Source organism: Litorimonas sp. WD9-15 (assembly GCF_050271975.1).
Taxonomy (GTDB): domain Bacteria; phylum Pseudomonadota; class Alphaproteobacteria; order Caulobacterales; family Maricaulaceae; genus Litorimonas.
On record NZ_CP189850.1, the window covers coordinates 2,827,859 to 2,852,757 of the forward strand.

The window sequence follows — 24,899 nt, forward strand, 5'->3', positions numbered from 1 at the left end:
AGCATGAAAAGTGCCAGTTAAGGCACAATCCTGTTGTCAGAAACATATCCACCTTTACGTTTGTTCATAGTCTCGACGCCCCTCGAGAGAGGCCATAATACCCGGTCACACAATAACAGGATGCAAATAATGCAACATAAAAACTTGAAATCATGGCTGACACTGTCCGCCTCCTCTCTTCTTCTCACAGGTCTCGTGGCCTCCCCTGCTTTCGCGCAGGATGTTGACGACACGGTCGTTGAACGCGAAGATGTCGTGATTACGACGGGTACACGGCGTGCCCTGCGGTCCGCTGCGGATACACCGGCACCCGTTGACGTAATTTCAAATGTCGAATTCACAACCAACGCAGCCGATGATGTCCAAGACCTTCTTCGCACAGCGGTTCCGTCCTATAACGTAAATACACAGCCCATTTCCGATGCGGCCTCTATCGTGCGTCCCGCCAACCTGCGTGGTCTGTCGCCTGATAACACACTCGTTCTGATTAACGGCAAGCGCCGTCATCGCGGCGCGGTTATCTCTTTCCTCGGCGGTGGTATTGCCGATGGTTCACAAGGTGTTGACGTCTCGTCCATCCCGTCCATGGCTCTGAAACAGGTCGAAGTCCTGCGCGATGGTGCGTCCTCGCAATACGGGTCTGACGCGATTGCAGGCGTGATTAACTTCGTCCTCAAAGACGACTCCACGGGCGGCGTGATTGAAGCCAAATACGGATCCACATATGACGGCGACGGCGACAATTACCGCATTGGCGGTAATCTCGGCCTTCCCCTCGGTGATGTTGGCTTCTTCAATGTGACAGCAGAATATGGCGAAACAGACGGCACGGTCCGCTCTGTCGTGCGTGACGATGTTCAAGCACTGATTGCGGCCGGCAACACAGCTGTCGCAGATTTCGAGACGATCAATACATTCACCGACGAAGTCCCACAATATTGGGGTCAGCCGGATGTCGAAGGCGACCTGAAACTCCTCTTCAACACGGCGTTTGAAATTGGTACAGACAAAGAAGTCTACGCCACGGGTACATATGCCGAGCGTCAAACGACAGGCGGATTTTTCTACCGGAACCCGACCAATCGCGGCGGCGTTTACGCCGGTCCACGTGTTGACGGCGATGGTTTTGCAGTCACACAAGTTGCAGGCGGGACAACTGACGACAGCTCGGATGATGTGTTTGAAGACGTGAATGGCGATGAAATCGCCTTTGCAGATATCTTTGACTCTGTGCGCGTTGGCGATCTTGACGGTGGGTCAAGCTGTATAGATGGCATCCCATTGTCAGGCACAGATGGCCTCATTCAAGATGCTGCTATCTTCGCAAATATCGCAGCCGACTCAAATTGTTTTGCCTTTACGGAAACAATCCCCGGCGGTTTCGTGCCACGTTTTGGTGGCGATTTGCGTGATTTCGGCATTACAGCAGGTCTTCGCGGTATCTTTGATATTGGTACAGGTCTTAGCTATGATTACTCCATCACGCACGGGGCATCCCGCGTTGACTTCTTTATCAATAATACAGTCAATGCGTCCCTCGGGCCGGACACACCCCGTGATTTTATTCCCGGTGGTCAAGAGCAGATTGAAACAACGATCAATGCCGATTTCGGCTATCTCGTAGATGTTGGCCTTGCCTCTGAACTCTCCATCGCATTTGGTGCGGAATATCGCGAGGAAACATTCGATCTCTTCGCGGGCGACCCGGCCTCTTTCGCGCTCGGTCCCTTGGCCAGCCAGGGTTTCTCCTCCAGCTCTAACGGTTTTGGTGGTTTCCCGAACAGTTCTTCCAACTCGCAGGACTCATTCGGCACCTATCTCGACCTTGAAGCCGATGTTTCCGACAAGCTGACCTTACAAGGTGCGGTGCGGTATGAGGATTTCTCTGAATTTGGTAACACGGTTGATTATAAAATCGCTGCCTTGTTTAAAGCGACGGATAATATCTCACTTCGTGCAACGCATTCGACAGGCTTCCATGCCCCGACAGCGGGTCAGGCCAATATTACAAACGTGACGACGCAGAATGTCGGCGGTGTTTTGATCGACCAAGGTACGCTTCCATTGAACACAGCCGCCGGACAATTGGCCGCTGACTTCATCGAGACAACGCAAGGCGGACGCCCTGAATTGGGACCGGAAGATGCAACCAACTTCTCCGCCGGTATCGCGTTTGATTATGCCGGCCTGAGTGTCACGCTCGACGCCTTCCAAATCGAAGTCGACAACCGGATTGCCTTGGGTGCCAATGTTGACTTCCTCGCCGCCCTGCGGTCCGCTGGAAATGTCAATATCGACACGGATATTGCTGTTGCCGGATACGACTCGGTCAGTGAGGCCCTGGACACGCTCAGCGGTGCAGGCGTTATCAATCGTCAGGACTTCCTGAGCTTGGATGATCTGTCGCAATTCCGTTTCTTCTCCAACAGTTTCGATACACGCACGCGTGGTATCGACCTTGTCGCACGGTATCCATTCAGCTTGGGCGGTGGTAATTCTAACATTATCGTCGCGGCAAACTACACCGATACAGAAGTCACAGATCGTGGTGACTTGAACCCGATCAGCGATGGCCGTGTCCAAGCCCTCGAAGACCTTCTGCCAAACGTCAAAGGCAGTGCGACCTTCACACACAGTCAGGGTATTTTCCGTGGCGTGTTGCGCGCCAACTATTTTGGCGGTTGGGATGATACAGGGAACGGCGTCGACGATATCGGTTCCGAAATCCTGATTGACGCAGAAGTCGCGGCTGAAGTGCGCGAAGGTGTTGAGCTTGCTATCGGCGCAAACAACATCTTCGATAACTATCCGGATGAAAACCCGGGTCAGGGCGGCACAGGTCAACTTTACCCTGAAGCTGCGCCAACCGGCTTTAATGGCGGTCAGTGGTACGCCAAGGTCCGTGTGAACTTCTAAGTCTCTCCGACATAAAAATGCGAAAGCCCCGGACAATGTTCGGGGCTTTTTTTATGCGGGTTTACCAAGCGCCGAGTTGAATAAGTTTCGCGCGAAAAGCCGCCGGCAGATCCGCCCCGTTTTCCGCCCCCGTCAGGTCCGCAGGCGCGTCACCAACCTGCAAATAGCGCCATCCCTGAAAAGCGCGGCGCGGCACGGGAAGGACGGGAATGAGTTCAGGGTCCATCAGAATGGCGCAGGCCCGGTGCCCGTTCTTTGTCGTTTCGTCCAGCGCCACAATCCGGTTCCGGCACAGGATATTGCCCTTGATGACCCAATAAATTGACCCGCCCTCCAGGAGGTCTTCTTTTCGTTTCGGGAACATGCGCGTGACATGGACATGATGCGCGGACAGGCCCTGCTGCTGCCGTCTTGCAACAACATGGTCCTGCCAGTCGGCCAGTGTCTGGATCGACTCGGACCCAACGGAAAGTTTTTGAAGATGAACAGTCACGCCGCCCACTTAGGACGGAGATGACATCAAATCTAGAAGGTGCGCTGATATGGATCTGTATCGACGATAAAATCATCGGCTTGCGCATCGATCTTAAAAGTCACCATATCCGCCGTCGTTGTATTCGGAACCATACCGACTTTTCGAATAGCCCGCCCCACGAAAGATTTCACCTTCCGAGCCGCCGGGCCGTCTTCTGCATAGGAGGGGTTCATGCCGAGGCGATGACGGAGCGTCGCATTGGTCAGCATAGCTGCGTTTTTCATCCCCGACTCCGCCGTTGAGTACTCCGTTGTCACAGAGACACAGAAGCTCTGATTATCAACCCGGTGCGGCGCATTTAATGTCCATGACAGGGCTGTGTTTTCATCAATATCAATAATTGTTGCCGCCTCATCAAAAGAGGCGTCATAGGGCAGATCATCATCGATGAAATTGGTCAAAGTTGCCTCATAGGCACGGTCGGGAATGAATTTTTGCGTGCGCGGGTAAAGATACATGCGTTTGCGTCCGCGTACATGCCAGAGGATCGTTTCTGTTTTGTCGACATGATAAGGCACTTTGGCGACAGGACTGGAAATCAAAATCCCGCCCCGCGGGTTAAAAGCTTGGTTGCCAGTTTTCTCAGCCAATTCACCATACATCTCATCAAGGGCCGCTTTATAATCGGTGTGTACGTTCATGGCTTCGCGGACATTGATCCAAACACGCCCGGCTTTCGCCGCTGCCAAAAGTGTTTCGCCGGAGACACCCCGGAAATCACCCGTTCTGAAACGATTGGGGTAAATGGGATGATCCGCTGCGCCCATCGTGCAAACATCAAGTAATTCAGAAGGGTGACGTTCTAACAAATCAATCAGCGCCTCATCCGTAAACAGGCCTGTCCCTGCCAGATTGTGCCCGAAGCTCATGATATCTTTTTGAAATTTCTGCGAGTTCTCTTCCGTCCAATCCGTCAGCATCGGAGATGGGGGCACATCAAAATGAGCCTCTTCCGTGTTTTGAACGTCGTTATAATTTTCGTTTTCCGTCAACATATTCCGGCTCCTACGCTCAAACTGTTGCGAATATCTTTCCAAACGGCCTTCAGTCGCGATTGCCTAGATTCATCCTTAATGCCGCGTAAACGCCCATCAGGACGAGGCAGATACCAATAACCAATCCAGAGAAAGCCAAGACAGGTCCCCATTCCCCCAACAGCTTTTCCGCCCCGCGCAACCATGCGGCCCCACCCGCGCCAATGAGCAGGAAGCCAAGAATAACGGGAATCCAAAGACCCGCTGCGCCATTTTTTTCCTCAATCGCCTCAGCTTGACGAACGGGCGTCGTGTTTTGGATGTAGCGCGCGGCGGAGTCTGTGCGCACGCGCTGACCTTCACTCCGCATGCGAAATGCATCATCCTGTGCGAGTTCATCAATCACAAGAACGGGCTTTTTATCGGTTTGCTCAGCAATTTTTGCCCGCGGTTTCGACGCATCGAACGCGGACGTCTCAATATCCGTCAACTCGTCAGATTCAGAAACCTCGGCCTTAATCAGGCTTTCCGGCCAATCCGCTGTATCTTTTTCATCATCTTCGCCCGCATCTTCGATCAGGGCGTCAAGACGGGCGACAATATCAGTCGCCGCCTCCGCGATGGGCGAGCGCCGGGGTTCTTCGGTCGTCTCGACGTCAACGGTTTCGTCTTTATCATCGGCCAGAGCATCATCAAGCGAGAGATTGATAATCGCGGCTTCGGGATCAATCGTCTCTATCTCCTCTGAGACGATATCATCTTCTGCATCCGTATCAATTTCCGTGTAAGAGAGCGGGCCGGCGGGGCCGTCTTCACGACGTCGAAATTGTGGATCGACGGCTTCATGGGGCGCGGTCGCAACTATCCCATTTGCATCATCCGCTGAAAAAACAGGAAGTGCATCTTCCGTCGACAGCGCAGAAATCGTCGTATCCGCTACAGGGGGAAGGTCTTCACGTCCGGCGGGCAGCTCCCGTTCCGTCCGAAGAAATAAAGCCTTCTCCGCCGTGCGACGGCGCATCAGCGCGTCGACGACATAGGTCTTTCCCGCGATCTCTGATTTGCGCCAGATATCAAATCCATTGGCGGCATCCAGTGGCCGACCATTATTCAAGGCACGCAATGTATCCGATGTCAGGAACGCTTTTGGGCCGATATTAAACGCGAAAGAACAGAGCGCATCAAACTGGCTCTGCGTGAGGGGCGCGTGGACTTCGGTATTAATCATCTCCTCAAAGGGTTCGAGGTCGAGGCGGAGCGTCTCCTCCGCTTCCGCCTTGGTCATACGTTTTGCATTCTCAGAATATAGCCGATGACCGTAACCCACGATCCGTTGTCCCGTGACAAGCTCACGGTCCACGGGGCGATACCCCTCATAGGCTTTGATAAGTTTTAGCCCGGTCTCGGATATTGCGAGTTCAGATGTCTGGCGCATAATCGTTCCAAATCGTTACAAGTCGGACTCCGCCCGACAGATTTGGAAGATGTGTTGCAAAAGACGGGCCGAACTCGTCTCTCAGGTGATTTTCTAAAGCAGAAGCAGAACCGCGGTTCCCAAAAACGCGAAGAAGCCGATGATGTCGGTGACCGTTGTCACGAACACGGAGGAACTGACGGCCGGGTCGGCCCCCGCGCGTTTCAACCCGAGCGGCACGGCTATCCCTGCCAAACCGGCGAAAATATGGTTCACGATCATCGCAATAAAGGCGACGAGGGCAAGCATCGGATTGCCGAACCAGAGATAGGCAATAATGGCGAGGACGATGGCGAAAATCACGCCGATAATAAGGGCCGCCACCGCTTCACGGCGTATCGCCCGCCAGGCGGATTGCGCCGTTAATTCGCGTTCGGCCAAGGCCCGCACGGCCACGGTCAGGGCCTGCGTCCCCGCATTACCGCCCATGCTCGCGACAATCGGCATGAGGACGGCGAGTGCCACGATCTGCGAAATCGCATAATCAAATTGCGCAATGACCAAACTAGCGAGGACAGCCGTCAACAGGTTCACGAAAAGCCACGGCGCCCGCGCCTTAACTGTTTCCATCGGCGTATCGGCAAGACCCGCGTCCGAGACACCCGCCAGTGCGAGGAAGTCTTCTTTGTTCTCATCCTGAATAATTTCGATGATGTCATCGACGGTCATCATCCCGACGAGACGGCCTTCCGCATTCGTCACGGGCGCGGAGATGAGGTTATATTTCTCAAAATAATAAGCGGCTTCTTCCTGATCGAGATCTTGCCCGATGGCGACAATCAGATCCTCCATCATATCCGACAGTCGCGCATCACGTTGCGCCCGCATCAGGCGACTGACGGGGACATATCCAATCGGTTTGAACGCTGTGTCGATGACATAAACGTTGAAGAACAATTCCGGCAGGCCCTCACCGGTCGTCCGCATATGATCAATCGCATCCCCGACCGTCCAAAACTCCGGCGCGGCGACGAACTCGCGCTGCATGAGACGGCCAATGGTCTCATCATCAAAGGCAAGGCTTTCCTCATAGGCAATGCGGTCTTCGGGCGTGGCGGCTTCCAGAACTTCGTCCCGCTGCGCCTCCTCCATTTCCTCGAGGATTTGGGTCGCATCATCATTGTCCATGTCGGACAACGCATCCGCCAATTGCGTGGAATCGAGGAAGGGAAGAATGTCTTCGACGACATCATCTTCCATCTCAGCCAGGACTTCAGCAGAAAAAACTTCTGGCGCCCGTGCAATAAGTTCTTCACGTTGTTCGGGTGAGAGTTGTTCCACCCCGTCTGAGACATCAGCAGGGTGGAGCCGTGAAAGTGTGTCCGCGAGCATGGAATCACTGGCAATATCCAATGCGTCCGAGACGGGCGTTTCCTCACCTTCGGCCTGTAAAATTTCAAGTGTGACATCCGACTGGCTCATAGATTGCGCTTACGGCGCGAGACGGAAAACGTAAATGTCTTTTGCAGTATTTAAACGGACGGATTAGGCGTCAGGGATGAACCACGATTTCCTGATATGGATCAGCGGGGCAGGCTTGCTGCTGACCCTCGCTTGGCTGGCAAGCATTGACCTGGAGACTTACCGCCTGCCGAATAAAATCACCATGCCTTTGATCGCGGGGGGATTGCTCTATCACTTCATCATGTCGCTGGATTCCTATCCTTATCTTCTCGGCGCAGTGTTGGGCTATGCGATATTCTGGACTGTTGAGACCGGCTATCGCCTGATTAGAAAACGCGACGGGCTGGGTCGCGGAGATGCTAAACTTCTCGCAGCCGGCGGGGCGTGGTGTGGAGCGATGGCCCTGCCCTTTATCATTCTGATGGCGAGTTCAGCCGCATTAATCGTCGTGTTGATGAAGCCGAAATCAGAACGGGCCACACTCAAACTGGCCTTTGGTCCCTATCTCGCAGGGGCGATTGCCATTATATTTATTGCGATGCGGATGACTGGCAACTTCTAACCAGAGCGATGGGCATGACGCGGTCCCATCCATCTGCCGTCTTACTCGTAATTCGCGCAAAAGGATAACGCGTGCCACCCACGAGCGGTTCACCCTTCCCCAATTTTATAATGACGGGGCGGCCCTCAGGATCGGTATAATCCAATGTTGGAAAAGCTTCATTGGCGGCGAGTTTGATGATCTGACCCTGCGGCGCATATTTCGCCTCATCCTCGTCAGCATAAAAGACAAAGCTGCGTTTTTCATCCGTCGTCCAACCGAACAAACCACATTCACCGCTTTTCATTTGCGGGAGTTCAAGTGAAGCGGCTTTGGATGGAGACGTGTTCGGCGCAGATGTCGCGCAGGCGGCGAGAAAGAGTGCGGGTATGAAACATAGACTGCGCATGCCCGACCCTAGCGCCATTTCCCCTGCTCTGTCAGCTTGAAATCACGGCCAGTGGACGAGAAGCCGAAGAGCGGGAGGATGGTGCCAGCTTCCGCACGCGATGTGCGGGCGGTAATATCGACGCGGTATGTGCTGTCAGCGGAAAATCGTAAAAGCGCGTCAATGGACTGTTCAGAGTCTTCACCTTTCAGGATCGCAACCAGATCTCCCGTTTCGCAGGTTATGGGTCCGCTCAGTTCCGGTCCCGTCCAATTCATATTGCCGCCATTACGTTGGAGGACATCCGTCCGAACAGTGCCTTCCGCTTCAGTACAGCCCTCAGGCCCATAGCCAAGAAGGATGAGATTTGCCGCAACAGAGCCAACCAGACCCTGCAACCGTTGATCCGTCAGTGGAAGAGTTGAGAGGTCAACAACCACACGAGCATCACGGGCCTGATGTCGGTTGACGGTCGCAGAGACATAATTTGTTCCATCACCCGCTTCTATATCCGCAGATAGGGAGAGTGGGTGGAGGTCGAAATTTGCCGTATCAAAGACGGGAATATCTGTGAGCGTCCCGTTCCAAACCGTCCCGTGATAGGTCAGTTCAGGCACTTCATCCGGCACGAAAAGCGGAGCGACCCACCCCAATGGCAGGGCTGCGACACAAGCTGCAAAGCCAGCCGCGTGACCTGCAAAAATCCAGCGTTTACGGGCCATTTATTGGATCGGCGTCAGGATTTCATCAATTTTGGAAAAGTCCCGACCGCTCTGTGCAATATCGACGGCACGAATTTGGTTCAGGCGGTCCTGGGTCAAGGGACGGGCATCATCGGCATTTCGGATGATCGTTGGGCGCAAAAAGACCATGAGGTTTGTCTTATCCCGACTGCGGCCTTTGGACTGGAATAATTTCCCGGCCACAGGAATATCACCGAGCAACGGCACTTTGGAGACCGTGATCTGCTCATCATCCTGTACCAATCCGCCGAGCACAATAATCTCGCCATCATTGGCCAGAACAGTTGTCGTGATTTCGCGTTTATTCAAAACGAAATCGCCTGACGCCGATGTCAGCACGCCGGAGATGGAGGAGACAATTTGCTCAATCTCCAACCGGATGACATCACCCTCGGAAATCTGTGGTAGGACATCGAGTTGAATACCTACTTCCTGACGTTCAAATGTTCGGAACGGGTTGAGGTTATTACCGCCTAAGCTTTCGCCTGTGGTCACAGGAATTTCCTGCCCGACCAGGAACGTCGCGGGGACATTGTCCAGCGTCGTGACAAAGGGTGTAGAGAGGACATTTGTATCCTCATCGGTTTCCAATGCATTTACAATAACCGCAAACAGCGTGTCATTTTCGACGCCGCCCACACCAAATGCACCGCCGTCCAAGCCGGCAATTGAGGTCACGGCGGCATCGGCGAGACTATCACGTGTGCCGGAGTCGAGGCCCAACCCTGTTCCGCCCAAAGCCCCCGCAATGGAGAGAAGGTTGGGCGCTTGCCGAGAGAAGTTTGACGACAGCAATGGCACCGTCGAGCCGTTCACACCGCCCAAGGCAAACTGAACCCCAAGCTCTTTCGCCGCATTATCAGAAATCTCAACAATAATCGCTTCGACGAGAACTTGTGGGCGGCGTTGATCAAGACGGCGGATAATCTGTTCCAGATCGGCCTGGACCTCTGCGGACGCACTGATCACGAGCGTGTTCGATCCGGGTTCATAGGCGACCGTCGGAACAGGCTTACCTTCGACAACATAGCTGGGCAGCAAGCCATTAATTAACGTGATCAAGCCTTCCCCATCTGCAAAGCGTAAGGGCACGATTGAGACAGAGCCACGCGGGGCCGTACTGCCGACATCCATACTGGCGATAAGGGGACGCAGATCATCAATTTCGGATTGCGGACCTTCGATAATGATGCTGTTTGTCGCGTTGAGCGCGACGACTTTAAACGCGGCTTTCGTTCCGCCTAATTCACGCAGAACTTCCTGCGCGTCCTGTGCCGAAAGCTGGCTGAGTTGGAAGGTCTCGCGCACACGACCGCCATTGCCCATGGCCGCAACAATCGCGCGGGCTTTTCGCAGGTTTTCAGGAAAATCTGTGACAACGATAATGTTGCCATCGGGATTGGCAGAGACCTGCCCTTGGGAATGCATGACGGGTTTAATCAGGCGGGCCGCTTCCGCCCCCATCCCGTCCGGCACAGAGAGGATCGTTGTATTAAATTGCCCACTAATCCCGTCAGTTGTTGTGAGTGGCGCATCCTGCGCTGCGCCCTGCAAGAGGGTCACGCGGTAATCACCATTCGCCGAGCGGATGACGGTATAGCCGTGAACGCGCAGAACTTCTTTGAATACAGCCCAGACTTCGCCGTCATTCAGTGCTTTTTCAGAGACGATATTGACCTTGCCATTCACGCGCGGGTCAATGACGACTGTGCGGCCCGTGACAATGCCGACATTTTCAATGAAGGCTTTGATATCGACATCCTGCATATTGATGATGTGATCATCGGCGGCAAAGGCCGGAACGGAAGCCATCCCCCCGGTAAGGGCGAGGCCGAGCGCGGCGCTGGTGATAATTTTACGGATCGACATGGTTATTGGCCTATGCGGATGGTGACGGGCGAGCCGTCACGGAGAACTTCAATATCTTGCGCGGCCCCTGTAGAGATCAGCTCGCGCAATTCGTTTATATTCGTGCGGTTACGGTCTAATAGGACCGGCCCGATACGGGTCAGGATATCCCCTTCCCGAAGACCGAAGACGGAGAGGTCTGCCCCGGCTCTGGATTTTACGGTGAAGCCGCGACGTTTCAAACCGTCACCAACAACGTCGAAATAGGGTTCAATACTCACCTTCGTAAAGAGGGTCTCCGCCTCTGCACGGCTGGGGGCTTGCAACGTTGCGCGATCGCTAACCTTTGGCGGCGCACGTCCAATGATGGGTGTCTTACCCTGTTGCTCCATTTTCACGCGTTCCAGCGTCAAGCGCTGAACCTCGCCATTGACGTCCAGAGAAACGAAGTCCTTACCCATGCCTTTGAGTGTGACGCCGTTCATGATTTCCTCGTCAATACGGATATTTTTTTCCTGCCCGTCCGGCATGCCAATAATTGCGGAACTGGCCGTTGTGCTGCCCTTGAGCGTCAAATTTAGTGAAGTTTCGGGCGCGTCCTCACCCAATTGCGGTTCATCCGCAACGACACTCTGCGTCAGGGAAAACGGATCGGATGAAAAATCATAATTCCGGGTCACCTCGACAGAGGCCACGGTTGCAACCGGAGCGATAACGGGCTCCGCCAGGTAAAGACTCTCAGGATTCATCAATCCAACTATAACCCGCACGAATAACCAGCCAATCACACCAACCAACACTAGGCTGGCGATATTCAAGACTGTGCGTAATGCCGTCATAACGTCCCTTGAAACCATATGGGTCCATTCGCTTAGACCATAGCCTATCTCATCTGCCAAGCCCATGAAACAGGATGATTTCTATCTACAGTTTTACCACCGATGATGTTACGGGAACCTCACTGAATCATTGCGAATCCGGAAAAACCGACATGGAAAACAAGATTGATGGCAAAGCCGTTGCCGAAGCGACCCGCGCCGATGTGGCGAAAGCTGTCGCAGGACTCAAGTTTCAACCGACATTAGCCGTCGTCCTCGTCGGCGATGACCCCGCGAGTCAGGTTTATGTTCGCAATAAGATCAAATTTACCGAAGAAGCCGGCATGCGGTCACTCGAATTCCGTCTAAGCGCAAATGTCAGCGAGCCAGACGTTGTTGAAGCCGTTCGCAAACTTAACAATGATGCGGACGTGGACGGCATCCTCGTCCAACTCCCCCTGCCCGATCATATCGACAGCAATGCGGTTATTGCGGAAATTAACCCGGCCAAAGATGTTGACGGATTAACGGAAGTGTCCGCAGGACGGCTCGTCCTTGGCAAGCCCGGCTTGCGTCCCTGTACACCGACGGGATCTGTCATTTTGGCAAAAGCGGCCCTCGGTGACCTGACGGGGAAACATTGCGTTGTCTTGGGGCGTTCCATCCTTGTCGGGAAACCAGCCGCGCTGATGTTCTTGGAACAAAATTGTACTGTCACGATCGCCCATTCGCGCACAGAAAATCTGCGCGGCGTTTGTCGAGGTGCGGATATTCTCGTCGCCGCCGTCGGGCGCCCGCAAATGGTGAAGGATGATTGGATAAAGGCCGGAGCTTGCGTCATAGATGTCGGGATTAACCGCGTCCCGAGCGTCAAGCGCGAGGGTAAATTCCGCTTGGTCGGTGATGTCGATTACAAACCCGCCAAAGCCGTCGCAGGCGCGATTACACCCGTGCCCGGCGGCGTAGGCCCGATGACGATTGCCTGTTTATTGAGGAATACGGTTCTCGCGGCCTGTGACCGCAGAGGTTTACCTAGACCAGACGTTCTCGCGCTTTAACTAAGTCGGCGGAGCAACTGCAATACTGACCGTTTGTGGTTCGCGTTCGCGCCAGCTGGGGCGATAGAAAACGTGGAAACCGACCTTTTTCTGGAATTCCAGACTGTCCGCCCAATGCGGATTGATCTCGACTGTGTGGTAATGTGTCGAATTATTCGTCAAATCGTTGACGTGACCTGTTAGGGAGAGCTGCGCCATATTCTGCGAATGCTCCCAAGCATAGCCCGTTGGCGCACGGTCCATAGACCCGTCACAGGCAAAGGAGAACTGACACGCGAAGGCGCGTTCGGCGTTCTGATAGACAACCCCGCAAATCGTGTTCGGATAATGTTTCGATTTCACACGGTTCTTGACGACATCCGCTACAGCCAATTGACCCGAACGCGATTCCGAGCGCGCTTCGTAGTAAATCGCCTCGGATAGACACTGATGCTCATCCGCGCGCATTTCCGCCCAACGACGGTGCTCAACACGCAGGTCTGACAGTTTCACAATATCGGCGGCATCGCGCAATCGCGGCGTCTCATATGTCGTGAAATCAACTTGCGAGGCATCAAAAGCGCGAAATTCGCTGGCCGCTTCCGCCCATGTTACATGTGCGCGCTGGTCAGCCGCCTTTTCGCCAATCGCGGGAATCGCAACGCAAACAGCAAGTATCGCCGTTAGTGATGCGGCCCATCCGGCCATCTGTTTTTTACTCTGCTTGCGCATCATTCGCGCTCCGTAAACTTTTTAGTCACAATGGCAACTCGTTTCACTTTGACCCGTGCAAACGTAGCGCCTTTTGCGGCGGTGCGTTGCATTTTCATCACTATATGTGGTGGGGGTGAGGAGAGTTGGTTAACCCGCCCTTAATGCGGGGGTGACGTTAGGTTCGTATTTCCGTGCGCTTTTGCGCTCTCGAGGAGGTATATAGGGATTGAAATTAGAATAACAACTCTAACAATAAGTGTTGTTTTACAGTTATTTAGAAGTCAAATCGGTTCGTGAAGGTCCCGGCACCCGGGCTAACCACCTGTAACTCTGCCGTTCGCGCGGCCCAATCCACATCGATCAAGCCGTAATTCACCTCGAACTGCATGGTATGTAGACGGTAAGGCCCGTCCTCGACGCGGGTTTCACCGCTTCTGGCCCGAAAAGCGCTGGCCGGACGATTGAGTGACGAGGCTGTGACCTCATAGAGCGGGTAATCCAGCACATCGTCACGGCGATAGATCGAGCCGGAATGCCGATCCCCGGAAATCAGGATAATGCCTTCCGCGTCGCTCTCATCAAGCAAATTGTAAAACTTCTCACGCTCGGCTGGCATCGTGCGCCAGGCTTCCCAGCCATGACCATCCGCGATGACCTGGATGGACGACACAATCAGGCGGAGTTCGGCGGGTTTCTGTAACTCATCCGCCAACCACTCCCATTGCGCCTCGCCCAGCATTGTGCCGTGCCCGCCCTCGATCGGGACGTAGCGTTCGGTTCCCGGCTCGCCATATTGATCACGGGTTGCCGCTTGCAGATTTGTCCGGAAGAACCGCGTATCGAGCATGATAATCTGTACACGCTGCCCCACCGGCCCTATAATTTTGGATGTGTGGACGCCCTCACGCGCGCGTCGTTCATCTGATGCGGGAACATCCCACGCGTCGAGATAGATTTGCTCTGCCAGATTTTTGAACGGGTAATAAGCCCCGCCATCATTCGCGCCGTAATCATGGTCGTCCCATGTTGTCAGCAACGGGACATCTTTGCGGAAATTCGTAAATTCCGGCACAGAGGCGAGCGTGTTATAGCTTTCACGCATTTTTGGCATGGACGGGTCTGTCCAGCGCGGGTCGGATGTATAGGTATCGCCGTAAACATTATCGCCCGTGAACAGGAAAATATCGGGATTTTCCGCACCGAGTGTATTCCAGATCGACTGATCCTCCGTCTCGCTAAGGCAAGACCCGAAGGCAATCCGGGTAAGCGGCGCGGACATATCCAGCGGCGCAGACGTCATCGGCGTCACCCCTGTCGACATCGCCTTTGCAGAATTTGTCGCAGAAGGCGTCGGATAGGACTCACAAGCGGAGAGGACAAAAGCGGCGGAGGCGAGGAGGAGGAGATGTTTCATGGACTACCGATAGCGTCTGGATGTGACAGAGTCATGTCAGATTTTGATTGAACGGGATAAAGGTAGAAAAACTCACTAGCTGTCATCCCGCACAAGCTCGAAGAGCGGAGATGCGGGACCTGTCGATTACACACGAAACCTTGGGAGAGTCGGTGATAGGCCCCGCATCAAGTGCGGGGTGACATAGAGAAACGAGAAGAAAGGTTGATTTACGATTTTAAGTTCCCGGTAATCGCCGCTTGTGCCGCCGCCAGCCGCGCAATTGGCACGCGGTAGGGTGAACACGAGACATAGTTTAAGCCGGTATCATGGCAGAATTTGATAGAAGCCGGATCGCCGCCATGTTCGCCGCAAATGCCCATTTTAATACCAGACTTAACGGCTTTGCCGCGCTCCGCCGCGATTTGGATAAGGTCGCCGACACCGTCAATGTCGAGGCTGACAAAGGGGTCTTTTTCGACAATCCCCGCCGCGACGTAATCCGGCAGGAAGCGCCCTGCATCATCGCGGGACAGGCCGAATGTCGTCTGGGTCAGGTCATTCGTGCCGAAGCTGAAGAACTCCGCATGTTCCGCAATGTCGCCCGCACGGAGCGCCGCACGTGGGAGTTCAATCATGGTACCGATAATATAATCCAGCGCGCCAACGTCTTCTGCAATCGCATCAATGCGGGCTTTCAGAATTTCGAGTTCTTTCGCGGAGGACACGAGCGGGATCATGATTTCGACGACGGGCGCGGATCCCTTCTCCGTATTCACGGATTTCTGCGCTTCGAAAATCGCGCGGGCCTGCATTTCGTAAATTTCGGGATAGGAAATGCCGAGACGACAGCCGCGGTGACCGAGCATGGGATTGCTCTCTTCCAATTCGCGGGCGCGGCGCATGAGTTCTCCGGCGGGGACACCAATCTCTTTCGCGACCGACTCGATATCCTTTTCCGTATGCGGGAGGAATTCATGGAGCGGCGGATCGAGTAAACGCACCGTGCAGGGCAAGCCGCCCATAATCCGGAAGATCGCGGCGAAGTCTTCCTGCTGCACGGGCAGGATTTTCGCGAGCGCGGATTCGCGCCCGGCTTTATCTTCGGCCAAAATCATCTCTCGGAAATTGGCGAGGCGGTCGGCCTCGAAAAACATATGTTCGGTCCGGCAGAGGCCAATACCTTCCGCGCCGAAATCAATCGCGGTTTGCACGTCTAGCGGCGTTTCCGCATTGGTACGGATACCGAGTGTGCGCGCTTCATCTGCCCAGTCCATGACTTTTGCAAAATCACCGGAGAGTTCCGGCTGGACCATATCAACAGCGCCCGCAAAGACCTGACCCGTCGCGCCGTCCACCGTGACGATATCGCCTTTCTTGACGGTCCGACCCGCGACGGAAAACTCGCCCGCCGCGTAATCAATGCGGATTTGTCCCGCGCCGGAAACGCAAGGCGTGCCCATGCCGCGCGCAACCACAGCCGCGTGAGAGGTCATACCGCCCCGCGCCGTCACAATCGCTTCCGCCGCATGCATGCCGTGAATGTCTTCGGGAGAAGTTTCAATCCGCACGAGAATGACTTTATGTCCGGCCTTGGAGAGCGTTTCCGCCTCGTCGGATGAGAACACGACTTCGCCAATCGCTGCCCCGGGAGAGGCGGGCAGTCCCATCGCAATGATATCGCGCGGTGCATCGGGATTAAGCGTCGGGTGCAGCAATTGATCGAGCGAGAGCGGATCGACGCGCATCAGGGCTTCGTCCTTTGTAATCTGTCCGGCCTCCGCCATATCGACGGCGATTTTCAACGCCGCCCGCGCCGTGCGTTTGCCCGTGCGTGTTTGCAACATCCAGAGTTTGCCCTGCTCCACGGTAAACTCAATATCCTGCATATCGCGGTAATGGCCTTCGAGTTTCACGAAAGTCTCTGCGAGTTGGCCGTATACTTCCGGCATGGCCTCTTCCATGGATGGCGCCGTTTCGCCCATCTCGATGCGCGCATGTTTGGTCAGGGTTTGCGGTGTGCGGATGCCCGCGACAACATCTTCGCCCTGCGCATTGATCAGGAATTCGCCGTAATATTCATTCGCGCCTGTAGAGGGATCGCGGGTGAAGGCCACGCCTGTGGCGGAGGTTTCGCCCATATTACCGAACACCATGGCCTGTACATTGACGGCGGTGCCCCAGGCGGCGGGAATGTCGTTCAGGCGGCGATAGACGACGGCGCGGTCATTCATCCATGATCCGAAGACAGCGTCCACTGCGCCCTGCAATTGCTCGCGCGCATCCTGTGGGAAATCGCGACCCAATGCGCGTTTCGTGATCGCTTTGAATTCTTCAATGACCGTCCCCCAATCCTCAGCCGTCATTTCCGTGTCGAGCATATAGCCTTGCGTGTCCTTGTGCATTTCCAGCACATCTTCATAGGCGTGGTGATGCACGCCGAGCACAACATCGGAATACATGGTGATGAAGCGGCGATAGCTGTCCAGCGCAAAGCGGCGGTCGCCGGAAAGCTTCGCGAGACCTTCGACAGTCTCGTCATTCAGGCCAAGGTTCAGGACCGTGTCCATCATGCCCGGCATGGAGGCCCGCGCGCCGGAGCGAACAGACACGAGGAGCGGATTATGAGCATCACCGAACGTCTTACCGGTGAGTTTTTCAATATGCGCGAGACCGTCCACGATCTGCGCATCCATCCCGTCGGGATAGACCTCGCCATTCTCATAATAAGTCGTGCAAACGTCGGCTGTCAGTGTGAAACCGGGGGGTACGGGCAAACCAATCGAGGCCATTTCGGCCAGGTTCGCACCCTTCCCGCCCAACAGGTTCTTCATGGATGTGTCGCCCTCGGCCGTTCCGCCGCCGAAGTTATAAACCCATTTTGTCATCGTTACCGACCCTATTAAAACTACCCCCTTCTCCTATGGGGAGAAGGATTAGACTTTCACTTCCACGCCCCATAACAATCGGGACCATGGTGTAAACCGACGGATGTGAGGGGTGGGGCTTTAGCCTTGAATAGCCTCAAAATCCGCAATTTGCCGCGCCGTATCACGCATCAGACCGAGGAGTCGAAGGTTGTTCTCTTTGACAGCGGTGTCATCTGAAATAATCTGCGAATGGGTAAAAAATGCATCAATTGGTATGCGCAGACCCGCGAGACTGGTCATAGCACTTGCATAGTCCTCTGCGGCGAGCGCCTTTGAAATCTCCGGTTTCGCGTGATTGAGGGCATCAAACAGCGCCGCGCCGTGTTCATCCGTCGGACGATTCGCATCACCTTCCGGCAGATCGCCCTTCTTGGCTTCGGCTTTGAGGATATTCGCCGCGCGTTTATAGCCAGCGAGCAGGTTCTCTCCCTCGTCGGTCCCGAGGAAATCCTGCAACGCCGTGACGCGATTGACGATGGCGACGAGGTCGTCCTGCCCGTCGGTCAGTGCCGCGTCGATAATGTCATGGCGGATGCCTTGGTCGCGAAGATAGACTTTTAGGCGGTCGAGGATGAAGGCGAGGAGGTCTCGCCCAGTAGTTAAGACCTGCCCTTGTCCTGTCGACTCATCAGTTTTCCAAGCTTCAGCATAAGTTTCATTAAAGACCTGCTCATCTAAATCTCTAGCTGCGTCGTCAAATCCTCTCGACGACAAAACGCTTTGCGCACGTGTTAGTTCGCTTGAATGTTTATCAGCCAAGCTGTTCAGTAAATAAAACACTCTATCTGGAAGAATTTTTCCAAGGTCCAACCGAACCCCATTCTCCAAAATAATCCGAACCACGCCCAGCGCCGCGCGGCGGAGCGCGAACGGGTCCTTGCTGCCCGTTGGTTTTTCATCAATCGCCCAGAACCCGACCAGCGTGTCGAGCTTATCCGCCAGCGCCACGGCAATCGCGACGGGCTCAGACGGGACGGGCTCAGACGGGCCTTGGGGTTTGTAATGTTCCTCGATGGCTGTGGCGATGGCGGCATTGCCGCCTTCCGCCTCATACATCAGCCGCCCGATTTGCCCCTGCAGGCTCGTCGCCTCGATCACGGTCTGCGTGACCAAATCACATTTTGCGAGCTTGGCCGCATATTCCGCCGCGTCAGGGTCCGCCCCGACCTTCGGCGCGAGTTCGCGGGCCAATGCCGCGACGCGTTCAGCCTTGTCCCGGATCGTGCCGAGCTTCTTGTGAAACACGACCGTGTCGAGTTGATCGTAATAGTCGATCAAGTTTTTCTTCCGGTCTTCGGTCTGGAAGAAGACGGCATCCGACAGACGCGCGGAGATAACTTTACCATTCCCGGATTTAATCGCCTCGCCACCATCCGGCGCGACCTGATTGGCGACGATGATATAATGCGGTGCAAGCTTTCCTGTTTTGGGGTCGCGCACTGTAAAGGTCTTCTGATGTGATTTCAGGGTCAGGCGGATGACTTCATCCGGCAGATTGAGGAAATCCGCATCCATATCGCCGAGCAGAACAACAGGCCATTCCGTCAGGCCCGCGACTTCATTGAGCAGCCCCTCATCCTCGACGAGTTCCAAGCCCTGCGCTTTGCAGAGATCTGACGCTTTCGACTGGATGATCTCTTTTCGCGCGGCGTGGGACAGCACGACATGGCCCGCATGTTCGAGCTGCGATTGATAGGTGGTGAAGTCAGAGACAACAAACGGCCCCGGCCCGTGACGGCGGTGGCCGACAGTCGTATTGCCGGACTTTATGCCACCCACTTCAATGTCGACCAAAGCCCCGTCCAGCAGGACCAGGAGTCCGCGCAGAGGTCGCACCCAGCGGAAATTCGACCCGGCGGATTTCATGGATTTTGGCCAGGGGAAGTTATTCATGACCTCGGGGATGAGTTCCGCAAGAATATCAGACGTATCGCGCCCTGCACTCTCCATCACGGCGACATAAAACTCGCCCTTTTTAGGGTCGGTGCGGATTTCCGCCTCAGAGATATCCGTCAGGCCGGCGGCTTTCATAAAGCCTTCCAATGCGCGTTCCGGCGAGCCAACGCGTGGTCCTTTACGTTCTTCCGACACATCGGGCGAGCGCAGGGGAACATCGGCGACAAATGTCAGACGACGCGGCCCCGTCAGAACCTGAACCTGCTCAACGGTCAGCCCGGCTTTCTCCAACCCGGCCGTCAAAGCCTTGGACAAATCCTTGCCAGCCCGCACCTGCATCCGCGCAGGAATTTCCTCGGAAAGGATTTCGAATAGGAGTTCAGGCATGGAGAGGCTCTGATTGTTTGAGGTGGTGCCAGATTTGTTCGACAACGGCATCTATGTGATCGAACACGTCAATATTTTGAAAGCGGACAACGTGCCAACCGAGTTGTTCGAGATAGGCTGTGCGTTTTTCATCCCGCGAAATTTCATCGGGCTCTGCATGGCCGATACCGTCAACTTCGATGATGAGTTTTTCCTTCACACAGGCGAAGTCGGTGATGTACGGACCAATGGGCACTTGGCGGCGAAAGTGGTAGCCGTGGATCTGTTTGCGGCGGATTTCCTGCCAAAGGATATTTTCGGCAGCGGTGAGTGCGCGGCGATGAGTTTTGGCGCGTTTGTGTGTCTTTGCGGTCGCGTTTTTCATGACCAAATCCCGCGTCTATCGCCCTCCACCGCAGCGCGGGGGAGGTGTCCGACAGGACGGAGGGGGTCAGGCGCGTCTGCGCCTGCAGGAGACTTTGCCGAAAGATCGTAGAAGTCTTTTGGCAGCACAGACGTGCTGCACCCCCTCCGACCCGCTTCGCGGCCCACCTCCCCCGCTATCGCGGTGGAGGAGAGTTCTTTCGCTAAGTCTGTCACGTGACTGTCTCACTCGCCGCATAGGCCTCAGCAGACCCCTTCGCCAAATCCCGCACGCGTTTGATATATTCCTGCCTTTGCGTCGGGCTGACAACGCCGCGTGCGTCCAACAAATTAAACAAATGCGACGCTTTCAACGCGTGTTCATAGGCGGGAAGTGGGAGTGGATTTTCCAGCGCAAGGAGCGCTTTACATTCCGCTTCTGCAAATTCGAATTTTGCGCGGATTTTTTCCACATCTGAGTGCTCGAAATTATAAGTCGATTGCTCGACCTCGTTCCGGTGGAAGACGTCGCCATAGGTCACGCCGTGATCGTTATAGGGCAGGTCATAGACGTTATCGACATCGAACACATACATGGCGAGCCGTTCCAACCCGTAGGTCAATTCGCCACTCACAAGGTCGAGGTCAAGGCCGCCGACCTGTTGGAAATAGGTATATTGGCTGACTTCCATCCCGTCGCACCAGACTTCCCAACCCAGCCCCCACGCGCCCACGGTCGGGTTTTCCCAGTCATCTTCGACGAAGCGTATATCATGCAGGTCGCGGTCAATCCCGATGGCGTCGAGGCTGCCAAGATAGAGTTCTTGCAGGTTCTCCGGGTTCGGCTTCATGATGACCTGAAATTGGTAATAATGCTGCAAGCGGTTCGGGTTTTCGCCGTAGCGCCCATCCGCCGGACGGCGGGACGGCTGCACATAGGCGCAGTTCCACGGCTTCGGCCCCAGCGAGCGGAGCACCGTCGCGGGGTGCAATGTCCCCGCCCCGACTTCAGTGTCGAATGGCTGCAAAATCACACAACCCTGCGCCGCCCAATAGGTCTGGAGCGTCAGGATGAGGCCCTGAAATGAGGTCGGTTTTGTAGCAGCGTCAGTCATGAGCGCGTCTTTATGCCAGATGGGCAATTTTTCAAGCAGGGAAGTGGGGTGTGGCAGATGAAGCCGATTAAAATACATTTGTCACCCCGCACGTAGCGCAGCGGAGATGCGGGGCCTATCGACTGCAAATGAAACCTCAGTCTGTTACGACAGGTCCCGCATCTACGCCTTTCAGGCTTGTGCGGGATGACATGTGAGATTTATCGGTTTTTCATTTTTTAAGTCGCCATTAAATCCCGTTCCATCCCGGCCAACCCCAATTGCCGCCGTGCCGCGCTCTCATCCTCGTCCACGACCATCAGGCGTTTGGGAATCATGATGCCCGGCTCCAACACACTCATATTCTGGTCCATGACGAAATGATCTATTCCGGCCTCGGTCAGGATGGCTTCCGCAAAATTGAGCGTCGCGGGATTATTGGTCGTCAGAATACATTTCATAGACCTTACGTGGGGGCGTCCCCGCAAATGTGCAACGCCATCTTTCGCATGTGTGACATCAAATGGCCTTGCCGCCTTCGCCGTGGCACACTACGTTCTACAAGAATAGAAAAGGTGGTTCGACCCGCGTGAACGCTCCCGCACAAATCCGGCAAGACGCCGCTCTCTCGCCTGCACAGGCCCTTTGGGACCTGACCGGTGATAATATGGCGGCTGTCGATGCGTTGATTTTGGACCGGATGCAGTCTTCTGTCGGCCTGATTCCGAACCTCGCACAGCATTTGGTCGGCGCGGGCGGTAAACGGTTACGGCCTCTCCTCACAGTCAGCGCCGCTCAACTCTGCGGCTATGAGGGCAATGCGCATCATAAACTCGCCGCAGCAGTAGAGTTCATTCACTCCGCTACCCTCCTCCATGATGATGTCGTGGATGAGAGTGCATTGCGGCGCGGCAAGAAGCCCGCCAACCTGATCTGGGGCAACAGTGCATCTATCCTCGTCGGCGATTTCCTCTTTGCCCGCGCCTTCAACCTGATGGTTGAAACGGACTCGATGGAAGCGCTCGGCATTCTGTCCAACGCGTCCTCCGTGATTGCCGAAGGCGAAGTGCAACAACTCGCTGCCTTGCGCAATCTCGCCATGACGGAAGCCGATTACATGCGTGTGATCGAGGCCAAGACGGCAGCGCTCTTCGCCGCAGCGACCGAAGTTGCGCCCGTGATTGCCGAACGTCCGGCGGCGGAACGTGACGCGCTACGCGAATATGGCCTTAAACTCGGCCTCGCCTTCCAACTCGTCGATGACGCGCTGGATTATGGCGGCATGGCGAGTGCGCTGGGCAAGTCTGTCGGCGATGATTTCCGTGAGGGCAAGATGACGCTTCCCGTTATCCGCTCACTTGAAACGGCGTCGGATGAGGGCAAAGCGTTTTGGCGACGTGTGATTGTAGACCATGATCAGCAAGATGTGGATTTGGAAAAAGCCGTCTCCCTATTGCGCAGTTCCGGCGCGCTGGAATCGACGATGGATATGGCCAAACAATATTCCCGCGACGCGGCGGAAGCCCTGGATATTTTCGAGGCGTCGCCCCTGCGCGACACGCTGCAGGAATTAGCGGGTTTTGTGGTGTCGCGTATTTCCTAAAGCTGCGCCGACGAGGAACCAGCCTGTCACCAAAGCCCCTATCATTAAGAGAAACACGCGCGGTGTCTCCAGCCAAGCCTTGCCCGACCCAAACACAACAACGTTTGCGCAGATCAGCGTGATGACCGCATAGGTCGAACTGACCGCCAAATGCCCGCGCCCGCTCTGGATCAGACGTTGATAGAGGTGTTGATTATGGGCCCTCAAAATATTTTCGCGTTTTCTAATACGGCGGCAAATCGTCAGGATTGTATCCACCAGCAATGGCAAAATTAGGATGGGTCCCGCGAGATGCAGGTTCCGTTCCGGCGTGCCGTCGATCAGGAATAATACGCAGACCGCAAAGCCAAACCCAAGTGTCAGCGCCCCGACATCCCCGCCAAAGACTTGAGCCTTATGTCGTAAATTATAGGGTAAAAATCCTAAGAGCGTCATGAGGAAGAGGACTGAGAGCAACATCGTCGCCGCTGATCCACCTATAAGTCCAATACCGAATAAGGCGAAAAACGCGACAGATAGGGACAGCCCAATCATCCCATTCGCACCGTCCATGAAATTCACGATATTTGTCACAACGAACAACCACAGCACAGCGCCACTAAAGCCAAGCCAATAGGGAATTACGATAGGACCATAGAGTCCCGGCAGAACTTCGGGGGCGCCGATCACGCGGACGGCAGCGGCGCAGATCACGATCATAATGCCAAATTTGAACTTCGGACCAAGCGTTAGGAGATCATCCGTCAAACCCAAAAGTCCCATCGCAAAGAGGAGCGTGATGACGGGGGCAAAGCCCCGATCCAACTCTAAACCCTGAAAAATAAACGCGGTCGCGCAGAGGCCTAACCCCAGCCCCGCGATAATACCGACACCGCCCGATGTCGGGATAATACCGGAATGGGCAGACCGTCCATCCGCAGAATCGCCGAGTCCGGCAAAGCGCATAAATCCCGTCACGGCGAGAGACCCGAAAAAGGCAATCGCCGCCACCTGTAACCAGAGCCATCCATTATGGGCGAGCATCATGCGGCGTCTCCCAATTTACAGGCCCGCACCCACCAATCGGGTTGGGCCGCGCTCAAGCTCGTAGCAAATGCTACCGCCTGCGCATCAGACCGGAATATACCGAAACAGGTCGCCCCCGACCCGGACATCCGCGCGAGTTGACAATCGGGCTGTTGCGCGAGGGCGCGGAGCACATCGGAGATGACGGGCGCCTGCGCAATGGCGAAATCCTGCATGTCATTCACTCCTGCCAAGGCAAGGGAAAGCAGATCACCGGATGTTGCATTCGGCTTGGGTTCCGCTGCGCGGGGTTTCGCATCCATGGATTTAAAGATTACCCCCGTAGACACCGCGACACCCGGATTGACGAGCACGGCGGAGAGTTGACCGAGGCCCGGCAAGAGTTCCACCTCTTCCCCAATCCCTCGCATCATGGCCGTGCGGGACCAGCGACAGACGGGAATATCCGCGCCAAGTTGGTAGGCGAGATCATGGTCGGACATTGAATTCTCAAACATCCGCAGTACCGCGCCTGCATTGGCACTACCGCCGCCCAGCCCAGCAGAAACGGGCAGATTTTTTTGGAGATGGATATGATGCGGGGCAGCTTGTGCAAGTGTCATCGCGCGGAGAATGAGATTGTCCGGTCCGGTGGGAAGATCATCCGCGCCAGTAATCGTGAGGCGCGTTTCCTCGACAGGTGTGAAGGTGAGATGATCGCCAATATCTGCAAACACAACAAGACTATCCAACGGATGATATTCATCCGCCCGAACGGCCCCAACATGAAGTGTCAGATTGACTTTCGCGCGCGCTGTTTCCGTTCGCGTCTTATTCCCAACCCCAGAGGACACAGC

Annotated in this window: 22 protein-coding genes; 4 read left to right on the forward strand and 18 right to left on the reverse strand. The window is 55.2% G+C overall.

Features of this window, described 5'->3' with window-relative positions; genetic code table 11:
- Positions 1–120: 120 nt before the first annotated feature.
- Positions 121–2,916, forward strand: a complete 2,796-nt coding sequence (locus ACP9M6_RS13290) for a TonB-dependent receptor plug domain-containing protein (protein ID WP_427451867.1) — start codon at positions 121–123, stop codon at positions 2,914–2,916.
- A 61-nt stretch (positions 2,917–2,977) separates the two neighbouring features.
- On the opposite strand, the gene ACP9M6_RS13295 is transcribed toward ACP9M6_RS13290, so the two are convergent.
- From ACP9M6_RS13295 to mgtE, 4 genes are all read right to left on the reverse strand, one after another.
- Positions 2,978–3,409: a DUF1489 family protein gene (locus tag ACP9M6_RS13295; RefSeq protein ID WP_427451868.1), complete on the reverse strand. Its 432-nt coding sequence runs from the start codon at positions 3,407–3,409 to the stop codon at positions 2,978–2,980.
- 32 nt (positions 3,410–3,441) lie between these two features.
- Positions 3,442–4,446 carry a hypothetical protein gene (locus ACP9M6_RS13300; protein ID WP_427451870.1) on the reverse strand — a complete coding sequence of 335 codons (1,005 nt, stop codon included), beginning with the start codon at positions 4,444–4,446 and terminating at the stop codon, positions 3,442–3,444.
- Between the two features lie 49 nt (positions 4,447–4,495).
- Complete coding sequence (locus ACP9M6_RS13305; RefSeq protein ID WP_427451872.1) at positions 4,496–5,860, reverse strand: lysozyme; 1,365 nt, start codon at positions 5,858–5,860, stop codon at positions 4,496–4,498.
- 93 nt (positions 5,861–5,953) lie between these two features.
- Positions 5,954–7,321 carry a magnesium transporter gene (gene mgtE, locus ACP9M6_RS13310; protein WP_427451874.1) on the reverse strand — a complete coding sequence of 456 codons (1,368 nt, stop codon included), beginning with the start codon at positions 7,319–7,321 and terminating at the stop codon, positions 5,954–5,956.
- Between the two features lie 76 nt (positions 7,322–7,397).
- On the opposite strand from mgtE, the gene ACP9M6_RS13315 reads away from it, so the two are divergent.
- Positions 7,398–7,865, forward strand: a complete 468-nt coding sequence (locus ACP9M6_RS13315; protein WP_427451876.1) for a prepilin peptidase — start codon at positions 7,398–7,400, stop codon at positions 7,863–7,865.
- On the opposite strand, the gene ACP9M6_RS13320 is transcribed toward ACP9M6_RS13315, so the two are convergent.
- Genes ACP9M6_RS13320 through ACP9M6_RS13335 form a run of 4 tightly spaced genes read right to left on the reverse strand, consistent with a single transcriptional unit; the run spans position 7,834 to position 11,662 of the window.
- Complete coding sequence (locus ACP9M6_RS13320) at positions 7,834–8,253, reverse strand: hypothetical protein (RefSeq protein WP_427451877.1); 420 nt, start codon at positions 8,251–8,253, stop codon at positions 7,834–7,836. The two genes, ACP9M6_RS13315 and ACP9M6_RS13320, sit on opposite strands and share 32 nt — an antisense overlap.
- Positions 8,254–8,261: 8 nt before the next feature.
- Complete coding sequence (gene gspN / locus ACP9M6_RS13325) at positions 8,262–8,954, reverse strand: type II secretion system protein N (protein WP_427451878.1); 693 nt, start codon at positions 8,952–8,954, stop codon at positions 8,262–8,264.
- Positions 8,955–10,844 carry a type II secretion system secretin GspD gene (gspD, locus tag ACP9M6_RS13330; RefSeq protein ID WP_427451880.1) on the reverse strand — a complete coding sequence of 630 codons (1,890 nt, stop codon included), beginning with the start codon at positions 10,842–10,844 and terminating at the stop codon, positions 8,955–8,957.
- A 2-nt stretch (positions 10,845–10,846) separates the two neighbouring features.
- Positions 10,847–11,662 carry a type II secretion system protein N gene (locus tag ACP9M6_RS13335; protein WP_427451881.1) on the reverse strand — a complete coding sequence of 272 codons (816 nt, stop codon included), beginning with the start codon at positions 11,660–11,662 and terminating at the stop codon, positions 10,847–10,849.
- A gap of 152 nt (positions 11,663–11,814) precedes the next feature.
- On the opposite strand from ACP9M6_RS13335, the gene folD reads away from it, so the two are divergent.
- Positions 11,815–12,699: a bifunctional methylenetetrahydrofolate dehydrogenase/methenyltetrahydrofolate cyclohydrolase FolD gene (gene folD, locus ACP9M6_RS13340; protein WP_427451883.1), complete on the forward strand. Its 885-nt coding sequence runs from the start codon at positions 11,815–11,817 to the stop codon at positions 12,697–12,699.
- Here folD and ACP9M6_RS13345 read toward each other — a convergent pair whose 3' ends face one another.
- The 8 genes from ACP9M6_RS13345 to ACP9M6_RS13380 form a co-directional block, all read right to left on the reverse strand.
- Positions 12,700–13,413 (reverse strand): cell wall hydrolase, encoded by a 714-nt coding sequence (locus ACP9M6_RS13345; RefSeq protein ID WP_427451885.1) that lies wholly within the window; start codon positions 13,411–13,413, stop codon positions 12,700–12,702.
- 253 nt (positions 13,414–13,666) lie between these two features.
- Positions 13,667–14,806 (reverse strand): alkaline phosphatase D family protein, encoded by a 1,140-nt coding sequence (locus ACP9M6_RS13350; RefSeq protein WP_427451887.1) that lies wholly within the window; start codon positions 14,804–14,806, stop codon positions 13,667–13,669.
- A 209-nt stretch (positions 14,807–15,015) separates the two neighbouring features.
- The gene (ppdK, locus tag ACP9M6_RS13355; RefSeq protein WP_427451889.1) at positions 15,016–17,673 is read right to left on the reverse strand and encodes a pyruvate, phosphate dikinase; all 2,658 of its coding nucleotides are present in this window, start codon (positions 17,671–17,673) and stop codon (positions 15,016–15,018) included.
- A gap of 120 nt (positions 17,674–17,793) precedes the next feature.
- Positions 17,794–19,998 (reverse strand): glycine--tRNA ligase subunit beta, encoded by a 2,205-nt coding sequence (gene glyS / locus ACP9M6_RS13360; RefSeq protein WP_427451891.1) that lies wholly within the window; start codon positions 19,996–19,998, stop codon positions 17,794–17,796.
- Positions 19,991–20,362 carry an endonuclease domain-containing protein gene (locus ACP9M6_RS13365; RefSeq protein ID WP_427451893.1) on the reverse strand — a complete coding sequence of 124 codons (372 nt, stop codon included), beginning with the start codon at positions 20,360–20,362 and terminating at the stop codon, positions 19,991–19,993. The genes glyS and ACP9M6_RS13365 overlap by 8 nt, the downstream gene beginning before the upstream one ends.
- Positions 20,359–20,577: a hypothetical protein gene (locus ACP9M6_RS13370; RefSeq protein WP_427451895.1), complete on the reverse strand. Its 219-nt coding sequence runs from the start codon at positions 20,575–20,577 to the stop codon at positions 20,359–20,361. Before ACP9M6_RS13370 ends, ACP9M6_RS13365 begins: the two co-directional genes overlap by 4 nt.
- A complete protein-coding gene (locus ACP9M6_RS13375; protein WP_427451897.1) occupies positions 20,574–21,455 on the reverse strand; it encodes a glycine--tRNA ligase subunit alpha in 882 nt (293 codons plus the stop codon). Before ACP9M6_RS13375 ends, ACP9M6_RS13370 begins: the two co-directional genes overlap by 4 nt.
- A 218-nt stretch (positions 21,456–21,673) precedes the next feature.
- Positions 21,674–21,895 (reverse strand): DUF2007 domain-containing protein, encoded by a 222-nt coding sequence (locus ACP9M6_RS13380; RefSeq protein WP_427451899.1) that lies wholly within the window; start codon positions 21,893–21,895, stop codon positions 21,674–21,676.
- Positions 21,896–22,023: 128 nt separating this feature from the next.
- Here ACP9M6_RS13380 and ACP9M6_RS13385 point away from each other — a divergent pair, with 128 nt between their 5' ends.
- Positions 22,024–23,037 (forward strand): polyprenyl synthetase family protein, encoded by a 1,014-nt coding sequence (locus ACP9M6_RS13385; RefSeq protein ID WP_427451901.1) that lies wholly within the window; start codon positions 22,024–22,026, stop codon positions 23,035–23,037.
- On the opposite strand, the gene ACP9M6_RS13390 is transcribed toward ACP9M6_RS13385, so the two are convergent.
- Positions 23,005–24,063 (reverse strand): hypothetical protein, encoded by a 1,059-nt coding sequence (locus ACP9M6_RS13390; RefSeq protein WP_427451902.1) that lies wholly within the window; start codon positions 24,061–24,063, stop codon positions 23,005–23,007. The two genes, ACP9M6_RS13385 and ACP9M6_RS13390, sit on opposite strands and share 33 nt — an antisense overlap.
- The gene (locus tag ACP9M6_RS13395; RefSeq protein WP_427451904.1) at positions 24,060–24,896 is read right to left on the reverse strand and encodes a 4-(cytidine 5'-diphospho)-2-C-methyl-D-erythritol kinase; all 837 of its coding nucleotides are present in this window, start codon (positions 24,894–24,896) and stop codon (positions 24,060–24,062) included. Before ACP9M6_RS13395 ends, ACP9M6_RS13390 begins: the two co-directional genes overlap by 4 nt.
- Positions 24,897–24,899: the final 3 nt, after the last annotated feature.

Bases quoted from the DNA above. Each gene is read 5' to 3' on its own strand.
- ACP9M6_RS13290 (WP_427451867.1), top strand. From the start codon at position 121: ATGCAAATAATGCAACATAAAAACTTGAAATCATGGCTGACACTGTCC.
- ACP9M6_RS13300 (WP_427451870.1), bottom strand. From the start codon at position 4,446: ATGTTGACGGAAAACGAAAATTATAACGACGTTCAAAACACGGAAGAG.
- ACP9M6_RS13305 (WP_427451872.1), bottom strand. From the start codon at position 5,860: ATGCGCCAGACATCTGAACTCGCAATATCCGAGACCGGGCTAAAACTT.
- mgtE (WP_427451874.1), bottom strand. From the start codon at position 7,321: ATGAGCCAGTCGGATGTCACACTTGAAATTTTACAGGCCGAAGGTGAG.
- ACP9M6_RS13315 (WP_427451876.1), top strand. From the start codon at position 7,398: ATGAACCACGATTTCCTGATATGGATCAGCGGGGCAGGCTTGCTGCTG.
- ACP9M6_RS13320 (WP_427451877.1), bottom strand. From the start codon at position 8,253: ATGCGCAGTCTATGTTTCATACCCGCACTCTTTCTCGCCGCCTGCGCG.
- gspN (WP_427451878.1), bottom strand. From the start codon at position 8,954: ATGGCCCGTAAACGCTGGATTTTTGCAGGTCACGCGGCTGGCTTTGCA.
- gspD (WP_427451880.1), bottom strand. From the start codon at position 10,844: ATGTCGATCCGTAAAATTATCACCAGCGCCGCGCTCGGCCTCGCCCTT.
- ACP9M6_RS13335 (WP_427451881.1), bottom strand. From the start codon at position 11,662: ATGACGGCATTACGCACAGTCTTGAATATCGCCAGCCTAGTGTTGGTT.
- folD (WP_427451883.1), top strand. From the start codon at position 11,815: ATGGAAAACAAGATTGATGGCAAAGCCGTTGCCGAAGCGACCCGCGCC.
- ACP9M6_RS13345 (WP_427451885.1), bottom strand. From the start codon at position 13,413: ATGATGCGCAAGCAGAGTAAAAAACAGATGGCCGGATGGGCCGCATCA.
- ACP9M6_RS13350 (WP_427451887.1), bottom strand. From the start codon at position 14,806: ATGAAACATCTCCTCCTCCTCGCCTCCGCCGCTTTTGTCCTCTCCGCT.
- ppdK (WP_427451889.1), bottom strand. From the start codon at position 17,673: ATGACAAAATGGGTTTATAACTTCGGCGGCGGAACGGCCGAGGGCGAC.
- glyS (WP_427451891.1), bottom strand. From the start codon at position 19,998: ATGCCTGAACTCCTATTCGAAATCCTTTCCGAGGAAATTCCTGCGCGG.
- ACP9M6_RS13365 (WP_427451893.1), bottom strand. From the start codon at position 20,362: ATGAAAAACGCGACCGCAAAGACACACAAACGCGCCAAAACTCATCGC.
- ACP9M6_RS13375 (WP_427451897.1), bottom strand. From the start codon at position 21,455: ATGACTGACGCTGCTACAAAACCGACCTCATTTCAGGGCCTCATCCTG.
- ACP9M6_RS13380 (WP_427451899.1), bottom strand. From the start codon at position 21,895: ATGAAATGTATTCTGACGACCAATAATCCCGCGACGCTCAATTTTGCG.
- ACP9M6_RS13390 (WP_427451902.1), bottom strand. From the start codon at position 24,063: ATGATGCTCGCCCATAATGGATGGCTCTGGTTACAGGTGGCGGCGATT.